Raw genomic sequence first — 9239 nt, forward strand, 5'->3', positions numbered from 1 at the left:
CTGAGCAATTTGCTGACGAATGCCATCAAGTTTACCCAGCAGGGCAGCGTGAGTTTGAGCGTAGGACTTCTGGAGACGACGCCCGAACGTTACCACCTTCGCTTTGAAGTACAGGACACGGGCATTGGCATTCCCGAGGAGTCGTTGAAGCAGATTTTTGAGGAGTACTCCCAGGCTTCACTCGACACGACCCGCAAGTTCAAGGGCACGGGGCTGGGCCTGGCCATTGTGCATTTGCTGCTGAGTCTGCACCAGAGTCAGATTTTTGTGGAAAGTCAGCAGGGTCAGGGCTCCCGCTTCTACTTCGACCTTGCCTTTCCTAAGTCCGTTTAATTGTATTTGGAAAACGATGCTATCGCAATAACCCGAAGGCCTTCGGGTTATTTTTTTATCCCCAAACGGTTAAATGCCTTGACGCGTACTAATCTTTTCCCATCAAAATCGCATACGTAGTCGAAAGGGAAGTTGAAGCGATGTGAACTTCTTCTATTTTTGAAAACTTGTTTTCAAAAGGCAGAAACCTATACCATTTACTCTACCCTTATTTTATGTCACGGCTGCTTATTCTTCTGCTATTATGCCTAGCAAACGCCGGTTTTAGCCAGGTTCGGCTCAACCGTTTATTCTCCGATCACGTCGTACTTCAACGCCAAAAACCGATCCCGGTCTGGGGCTGGGCCCAACCCAAAGAAACGGTCAAAGTGACGCTGGCTGGACAAACGCAATCCGTACGGGCGGCGGCGGATGGAAGCTGGAAAGTTCTTTTTAAGCCCCTGGAGGCAGGCGGACCGCATACGCTGAGTGCCCAGGCCAAATCAGGACGGATCGCGGTTAACGATGTACTGATTGGTGAAGTATGGCTGTGTTCGGGTCAGTCGAATATCGAGTGGACCGTGGCCCAATCCAATCGGTTCGCCGAGGAAAAGAAAAACGCCGATTTCTCGCAGATTCGTCATTTCAAGGTTGAACACGAAGTTAGCCTAGAGCCAAAAACGGATCTTACGCAGGGGGAATGGCAAGTTAGCTCTCCCGAAACGGTGGGTGGTTTCACCGCCATTGGCTTTTTCTTTGCCCGTGAGTTATACCAGAAGCTGAAAGTGCCCATCGGTCTGGTTCACTCGTCCTGGGGTGGCTCTCAAATTGAAGGCTGGATCAGCAAAGAAGGCATGGCGGGGAATCCAGAATTTCAGGCTTACGCCCAGCGGTTGCCCAAGACCTGGGAAGAAGCCGATGCCCAACACGATCAGAAGCTAAGAAAACAATTGTTTAAGCGGGAAGGCGTACAACCCAGTCGGGCCGATGAGGAATCCTATCTCAAGCCCGGTTACGATTTCTCGTCCTGGCATAGTACCGATAATCCCATTGGTCAGTGGGACTGGAAGGGAATCTGGGCGTTTCGGGGGCAGGGCTACATGGCCCGCGTGATTGAGCTGCCCGCGGAGGCCCGTACGCAGGAAACAACCCTAGTGCTTGCAGAAAACGATAGTCCAAACGAAATGTATATTAACGGTACGCTGGTTTCGAAAGGCGTGTTGAAGGGCGTACGTACCATCAAAATTCCGGCGGGTACCTGGCAGGAAGGAGCGAACCGCCTCGTTATCAAATTTGGTAATCTGGTCCACCTGCCCTGGTTCGGTCTCGGATTGGAAGGGTCTACTAATGATTTATACGTTCAGGTAGGAAATCAGAGAATCAGCCTGTTCGATCACTGGAAACTGATGCCTTCGTTCGCCGAACCGCATACCTACGTTCATTTGAGTAACAATGTGGCGACAAGTTTATACAATGCCATGATTGCTCCGCTGGTACCCTTCGGAATGCGGGGAACGCTCTGGTACCAGGGTGAAACCAATGCCGGACGGGCCTATCAGTATCGGGAAGCTTTTCCATTGCTGATTACGGACTGGCGGAAAAAATGGCAGGATGAGTTCTCCTTTTATTTCGTCCAGCTTTCGAGTTATGGAGCCGAGCAAAACAGCAATCAGGGGAGTAACTGGGCTGAACTGCGGGAAGCCCAGACGATGACGCTACGGCTGCCGAAAACGGGAATGGCCGTCACGACCGATGTGGGGAATCCCAAAGATATTCACCCCACCAATAAACAGGACGTAGGCCACCGTCTGGCATCAGAGGCTCTGGTACAGGACTTTAACCAGCCAGCCAACCCCCGTTCGCCGCTGTTTACCAACGTTCAGATGAACGGCAACCAGGCGGTTATTTCCTTCAAATACGCGGATTCAGGTTTAGAGGTCCGGGATAAATACGGATATTTAAAAGGATTTGAAGTGGCCGGCGATGATCACGTATTCCATTACGCCAAAGCCGAGATAAAAGGCAACACGGTGGTCGTCAGCCACCCCAAAGGACAGAAAATCGCGTCGGTTCGCTACGGCTGGGCGGATTCACCGGTGGATGCCAATCTGTATGGTGCAGACGGTTTCCCGGTTAGCCCCTTCCGAACGGATGACTGGCCGGGGGTTACCGTGAAAGCGAAGTTTGAATAAATGGGGGGATTTTAATCCGTTCCGATTCTTAGAGTTGGGTTTTAACCCAATCCAATGCTTAAGCAAAAATCCCGGTCGTTTTATACGACCGGGATTTTTGCTTGATAAATCGTTCCTATTCAACACCTACTTCAAACCATACAACTGATTAAACAGCAGTTTGAAGGTACCTTGAGCCTGAGCCCGGAAGGTAATTTCAGGGCCGAAGGCATAGAGGGTTCCTTTGCCCACCGGAGCTTCGAAGGCCGTTACGCCGCCCTGAAGGTAGGACTGACCCCAGGCCCAGCCACTGCGGAGCGGCTTGTTGGAAGAAAACCAGGCGAGTGGTTTCACCGTACCCTTGGCGATGGCATCCGGAGCCAGATTAAATACCGGACTTGAATCGAAGTAGACATCCGAGAGGTTCGACATACCCCAGGTCGCCTGCTGCGTCGAATCTAGATTTACCTGAAGAATACTGCCGGGAATGAAGTATTTCTCGTTCGGTAGGGAACGCTCGGTACCGCTGGCCGTCATTTCCACCAGTGCATTTTTTACGGGTAAATCCAGGTGATACGCCAAATTGGTACTCGTACCAATCGTAACCACCTTACCACCATTTTCCAGGAATTTCTTGAGTTGCGGAATCGATTTCTCGGGCGTAATCCGACCCAGCGTCGAGCGGTATTCTGCTGGAATCTCGTCGGCTTTGGGTTCCCGCATCATGTAGCCACCGTATTCGCCAGCACCCGAGGTGCGTACGGCCGGAATCGCCCGCGTCACGAAGATGATCACGTCATATTTCTTGTTCAGATCACCGCCGTCAATTTCCTGAGCGAAGAGTAACTTCATGGGGAAATGGTACTGCTCCATCATCCAGCGTACCCAGCCCGAAGGCATAGATCCGCCGTAGGTATCCCACAAGGCAATTCGCATGGGTGATACTTTCACCAACGAACCCGTTGGTTTCTTGCTAACCCCCTCTACGTCAAGGCCCAGGTCTTTTACCGACTTGTCCAGCAACTGCTTGGCTTTGGCTGAAGCCGGAACAAAGAAGGTACCCGCTTCTTTACCCGAAATACCCTGTGGCAAACGATACACGTCAACCCCGGCCTGTAACAAATCATTAACGGCGATGAATGAATAGTTCTCCTTTGCACTCAGGGTATAACCCGCCGCCGCCGAAGCCGCCAGCTTACCTGGAGCTTTCACCAGTTCACCGTAGGGAAGAGCTTGAAAAGGACCATCAAATTTGTCCAGGATGCGGTCAAACTTGATGCCCATTTGGAAGGCCAGCGTCCAGCCCGCCGCATCGTAGGGACGAATCGGAGGTCCGCCGGGGTACTGGAAATCATTGGGGTGATCCTGCGGCTCGAACATATCCAGCACGTGCGGACGGAACGATTGAGCCGTCTTCACGATGTACGAACCCGCCGGGTATTTCTTACCCGCAACCGTAAAGTCAGCCGTAGCCTGATGAATCTGAATACCCGTACGAATCAGAGCATTGACAAACGTCGTGGCATTGGAAAAACCTTCCTGATCGGCGGGGATAATAAAGCCACGGGGATCGCGAAGCGTTGGGTTTTTAAAGATGTTATCGTAGTATTTCATCGGTACGCCGCCTTCCGAACGCCCTTCCCGACCTTCGGAGCGACCGCCTTCTTTTTTCTGATCGGCCTGATACGCCTGCGTCAGGGCATCTACGCGTTTGGGCAGTAGTGACCAGTAATCTTTGCTGCCGCGATCGATGGAGTTTTTGCCCATTTTATAAATGTTGTACAAAAGCTCATCGGCGTGTCGCGAAGCGTAATCCAGCACGGCGTAGTTCAACGAAACTGAATAATCAATGGATTGCTTGAAGTGCCATTTTTGCGGCGTAACGGGCAGAGGCGTATTCCCATTCGGAATCAGACGATTGGGTACCAACGGGACTTCCGCTGGTGTTGGGTTACCGATCATTTCCGTCAGCAGACCAATCATATTGTGGAAGTGCGTCGTTGTCCGCAGACCGCCGTTGTACCAGGTCGAAAACACCGATCCGCCGAGACGCGTAAATCCGGGTTTATCTTCCACGTTCAGCCGGTTAATCATCGAAGCTCCTACGGCGTCGATCCCCGTAATCATCAGCGGATCAAAAACGTAGTTGAAGGGATCACGGTACGGAGGTCCCGCCACGACCGCACCCGCCGGGGCCGTCTGGTGGTGGTTGTACATGATTTGCGGAATCCATTCCACGAACAACTGCCGACCAATGTTCTGCGATTCTTTCATGTTTTGAATGAAGAAATCGCGGTTGTTATCGTGACCTACGTACTTCTGATATAGCCGGGGCAAGCCGCTTTGCGAGCGTTTCTCGGGCGTTTTTTCCCGCATATACCAATTGCCCACCAGTTCATGGCCGTCGGGATTGGCGTGCGTGAGCAGGATTACGGTTTTATCCAGAATCCGCATCGTTTCGGGATCTTTCCGATTGACGAGGTTCCAGGCCGTTTCGATGAGTTGCATCGTACCCACGGTTTCCGTTGAGTGAAGTCCGCCATCAATCCAGACAACGGCTTTCCCTTCGTTGGCCAACGCATGAGCCTGCTCTTCATTCAGACCTTCGGCCCGGGCCATCTTCGTAGAGATTTCCTTGTACCGATCCAGTTTTTTCAGGTTTTCCGGCGACGAAACGATCAGCATATACTGATGCCGTCCTTCTTCGGTCATTCCAATGTCGACGAGTTTAACCCGATCCGAGGCGGCTAGTTTTTTGAAGTACGCTTCGGTTTGGGTGTAGTTCGACAGGTGGTAGTCATCGCCAATCGTGAAGCCGAAATGCTCTTTGGGCGAAGGAATGGTTTGTGCCTGAGCGAGCGTGACCGCCAGTAAAAATGCACTACCCAGTAAAAATTTACGGATCATAGATGAAAAGGAATGTTGGGAAAAAAGCAATGGGAAAGGAATTCGTCAGCAAACCGTACAAAAGTTCGTTTTTTTACTATCCGCCAAAGAAAGATTGGTTAGAATCCCGTTTTGCCCAAGACAAGATAGGGCTTCGGTAGCGTTAGGCAAGCGAAATACGCCAAACCGCTTTATTGTATCTACTAAATCCCGGTTTTGAGGGGTTGTATCCGGACTTTGAAAAGCAATGATCCGTACCCGCGAACGGATACGGATCGTCCCGGAAGAATCATACGGGCAATGGATTCAGTTGCGGTGATTTTCGCTGGTGCCAGTACGGATACACGGGATATCGATCACTGGCAGCATCGAGTTTCTTGACTTGCTCCGGGGACAAATTCCAACCCACAGATGCCAGGTTTTGCTGGAGTTGTTCGGGCGTACGGGCTCCGATGACGATGTTACAAACGGTGGGTCGCTGTAAGAGCCAGTTTAGAGCAACCTGAGCGACCGATTTTTCGGTTTCAGCGGCTACCTCGTCGAGTACATCGAGCAGATTATATAGAAAATCATCGGGAATAATGGGGCCTTCGCCACCACCCTGAGCAAGGCGGCTATCGGCGGGTAGGGGATTATCCCGGCGGTACTTACCACCCAGTCGCCCGGCGGATAGCGGACTCCAGACGATGGTGCCAATCTTCTGATCGATGCCCAGCGGCATGAGTTCCCACTCAAATTCCCGACTGATCAGGGAATAGTGAGCCTGATGAGCCACGTATTTCGACCAGCCGTAGCGTTCCGAAACGGAGAGCGATTTCATTAAATGCCAGCCCGAAAAATTGGAACAGGCAATGTACCGAACCTTTCCACTTTCAACGAGATCATTCAACGCGTGCAGCGTTTCCTCTACCGGCGTATGGGCGTCAAAGCCGTGCATGTGGTAAATGTCGATGTAATCCGTACGCAGCCGACGCAGACTGTCTTCGCAGGCCTTGACTAGATGATACCGCGAGGAACCGAAGTCGTTCGGGCCATCGCCCATTTTGAACGTGGCTTTCGTAGAAATCAGTGCCTGATGCCGAATACCCGACAAGGCCTGTCCTAGAATTTCCTCGGACATGCCCCGGGAGTAAACGTTAGCCGTATCAAAGAGGCTGACTCCTGCGTCGATGCAAAGGTTTACCATCCGACTGGCTTCTTCCAGTTGGGTATTACCCCAGGCCTTGAAAAACTCAGTTCCGCCGCCAAACGTAGCCGTACCAAAACTCAGGACGGGGATTTTAAAACCAGTGTTTCCTAAGGTTCTGTATTCCATACAGGTTTTGAATAAGAGGTAGAAAAAAGGACCAGCCCTGACCTTCAAGGTTGAAAGAAAGGGCTGGTAAAGCTGAGAAAATTATCGTACAATGGAAGGGCCAAGGGCTTCCAAAGCAGATTTTACTAATAAAAGTCACGGTATACGTTACTTAACGGGAGTAGTTGAGTAATAGCTGCAACGTTTGTCGGAGGTCTTCGTTTTTATCCTTAAATAGGTTAAAAAACTGTTCTTCAAAGGCTTCTACGCTCTGAATCGCCTTTTCCAGAGTATCTTTTCCTTTGGGTGTCAGTCCCAGGGCTTTGGCCCGCGTATCCGTCGTATGTTCGGTACGGGATATGAGTCCCTTTTTTTCTAACGTTCGAACCACTGTTGAGGTAGTCATCGGATCGATTCGGGTGTGTTCCGAGAGATCAACCTGCGTAACCTGCTCTTTAATCTGATTATTCCAATAGACGCTGGCTAATAGGGAAAACTGGCAATGGGTAAGTCCGAAAGGATCCAGGTGGTTTTTCAACTCCCGCTGCCAAAGATTACTGACTTTCCAGAGTAAAAAGCCATTGCTATCTTCAGACATACTGAAGGTATTGATACTCACATGGGTTTCATTTTCCATACGAAGAAAGAATACTAACTGTATACAAATTTGAGATACGTCTACGAGTCGTTCAGACGGAGCCGTAAACGCTGAAAAAGAAAGAGTACGGGAGGACGATTCAAGAATCTTCGTTATGCTACCAGATTCAAGACCGGAAGCCTGCTCCTTCAGGAACAGGCTCGTTACAGAAGATTCGCCCAACGTCGCGGAGGGAATGACTCCGGGTTAGGTACTCATGAAGTAGTTTCATAGGATTAGATAAAGAGGTCATTTTAAGACCCGGTTTCATGCAGCGAACCCTTAGTTGCTACGGAGAGGTCTTAATGAACAAATATCCTCAATGTTAATGGAATAAAGGAAGTGGGGAAGAATGGGAATAACCGTTTTTTAATCCCGTTTTTAGATTTCAATAATTTAGTCTTTCGCTGGGTGGCATAAAACTTTCACCAGAAGGATGCTTTACACGCGTTGTATCACCCACTAATCTGTTTGTATCCATGCTTAAAGTAGGCTACCACTGCTCTCACGAACAATTTAAACCCAGTGAACTATTAACGTTTGCTCAACGGGCCGAACAGGCTGGCTTTACCGCCGCTCTTTCTTCTGATCACTTTCATCCCTGGACGACCCGTCAGGGGCAAAGCGGTTTTGCCTGGTCCTGGCTCGGAGCGGCCATGCAGGCTACTTCGCTTAGCTATGGCATAGTGAATGCTCCCGGTCAGCGGTACCACCCGGCCATCATTGCTCAGGCGGCGGCTACGCTGGCGGAGATGTTCCCCGAACGATTCTGGATTTCGGTGGGCTCCGGTCAGGCTCTGAATGAACTCATTACCGGTGACGGCTGGCCCATGAAAGCCGAACGAAATGCCCGCCTGAAAGAATGCGTCGATATTATGCGGGCTTTATGGGCGGGCGAAACCGTAACGCACAAAGGCTTGGTGACGGTGGAAGAGGCGAAGCTATACAGTCGACCAAAAGTAAACCCGCTCATTTTCGGAGCGGCGATTACGCCGCAAACGGCCCAGTGGATCGGCGGCTGGGCCGATGGACTGATTACGGTTTCCCAGCCGAAGGCCCAGCTTCAAAAAGTGGTTGATGCGTTCCGGCGGGGTGGGGGTGAAGGCAAGCCCATGCATTTGAAAATTCAGATTTCTTATGCTCGTACGCAACAGGAAGCCAAACAATTGGCCTACGAACAATGGCGAAGTAACGTATTACCCAATACGGTACTTACCGAAATCCGGAATCCTGAACAGTTCGATGCCTTAGGCGATCAGGTGAACCCGGCGGTAGTGGAAGAAATGATTAATATTTCGGCGGATATTCAGCAGCATATCGCCTGGCTGGAAGAGTACCGGTCGCTGGGATTTGAACAACTACTCATTCATAATGTCAACCGCGAACAGGAACTTTTCATCGATACGTTTGGAGAAAAGGTAATCCCGCAAATTCAGGGGTAGTTTCCAGTTTACGAAGGTAAACTCGTAAAGGTAGCGGGACAGGTTGTCCGTAGCACATAGCTCACCTAGCTCACCCCGATTTTCAATCGGGGTGGTCTGGTTTCGCGTCTGTGACGCGAAATTCCTCCTAAGCATATAGGACGGAATTTACCAGGTTAGCGGTACCCCGCATTGCATACGGGGCTATTGATATTGAACCCCTTTAGGGTTGGCGAGGCGGCATACAAGACTAGATGAAATAGGGAAGATGTGACCGTTTAACCCCGAAGGGGTTTCATTAGATTAGCCATGGGTATAACCCATGGTCAGTTTATCATAGCAAGCCATTAAAAATAAGTGGTATGCTTAGTGCCGTAAAGAATTTCCTTGATATAAGAAAAATGTATCACCTGTGAAGTCCACCTACTAGCTTACTGCGTATGGAAGTAGCAGCGAAAGCCAGAGTCTGAGCGGTGTTCCGTTCGAAGAAGATGAACCGAAGCGTCTTTTTTAATTTA

At 50.5% G+C, this 9239-nt stretch carries 6 protein-coding genes; 3 read left to right on the forward strand and 3 right to left on the reverse strand.

The genetic code is table 11. The features are described 5' to 3' along the window. Positions 1-333: ATP-binding protein (locus ACOJTG_RS20705; RefSeq protein ID WP_420155555.1), on the forward strand; the 333-nt coding region annotated here is incomplete at its 5' end. A 215-nt stretch (positions 334-548) separates the two neighbouring features. Next, positions 549-2504, forward strand: a complete 1956-nt coding sequence (locus ACOJTG_RS20710) for a sialate O-acetylesterase (RefSeq protein ID WP_420155556.1) — start codon at positions 549-551, stop codon at positions 2502-2504. A 126-nt stretch (positions 2505-2630) separates the two neighbouring features. Here the strand turns inward: ACOJTG_RS20710 and ACOJTG_RS20715 are convergent, their stop codons facing one another. From ACOJTG_RS20715 to ACOJTG_RS20725, 3 genes are all read right to left on the reverse strand, one after another. Then, a complete protein-coding gene (locus tag ACOJTG_RS20715) occupies positions 2631-5390 on the reverse strand; it encodes a M14 family metallopeptidase (RefSeq protein ID WP_420155557.1) in 2760 nt (919 codons plus the stop codon). 268 nt (positions 5391-5658) lie between these two features. Further along, positions 5659-6684 carry an aldo/keto reductase gene (locus tag ACOJTG_RS20720; protein ID WP_420155558.1) on the reverse strand — a complete coding sequence of 342 codons (1026 nt, stop codon included), beginning with the start codon at positions 6682-6684 and terminating at the stop codon, positions 5659-5661. A 151-nt stretch (positions 6685-6835) separates the two neighbouring features. Then, entirely contained in the window at positions 6836-7300 is a 465-nt protein-coding gene (locus ACOJTG_RS20725; protein ID WP_420155559.1) for a MarR family winged helix-turn-helix transcriptional regulator, read from the reverse strand. A 479-nt stretch (positions 7301-7779) separates the two neighbouring features. On the opposite strand from ACOJTG_RS20725, the gene ACOJTG_RS20730 reads away from it, so the two are divergent. Beyond that, a complete protein-coding gene (locus ACOJTG_RS20730; protein ID WP_420155560.1) occupies positions 7780-8742 on the forward strand; it encodes a TIGR03885 family FMN-dependent LLM class oxidoreductase in 963 nt (320 codons plus the stop codon). Positions 8743-9239 lie beyond the last annotated feature (497 nt).

The sequence above is a fragment of the Siphonobacter sp. genome, from assembly GCF_048595215.1.
In the GTDB taxonomy this organism is placed as follows: Bacteria; Bacteroidota; Bacteroidia; order Cytophagales; family Spirosomataceae; genus Siphonobacter.

Coding starts and splice junctions, on each gene's coding strand:
- ACOJTG_RS20715 (WP_420155557.1), bottom strand. CDS start 5,390: ATGATCCGTAAATTTTTACTGGGTAGTGCATTTTTACTGGCGGTCACG.
- ACOJTG_RS20725 (WP_420155559.1), bottom strand. CDS start 7,300: ATGGAAAATGAAACCCATGTGAGTATCAATACCTTCAGTATGTCTGAA.
- ACOJTG_RS20710 (WP_420155556.1), top strand. CDS start 549: ATGTCACGGCTGCTTATTCTTCTGCTATTATGCCTAGCAAACGCCGGT.
- ACOJTG_RS20720 (WP_420155558.1), bottom strand. CDS start 6,684: ATGGAATACAGAACCTTAGGAAACACTGGTTTTAAAATCCCCGTCCTG.
- ACOJTG_RS20730 (WP_420155560.1), top strand. CDS start 7,780: ATGCTTAAAGTAGGCTACCACTGCTCTCACGAACAATTTAAACCCAGT.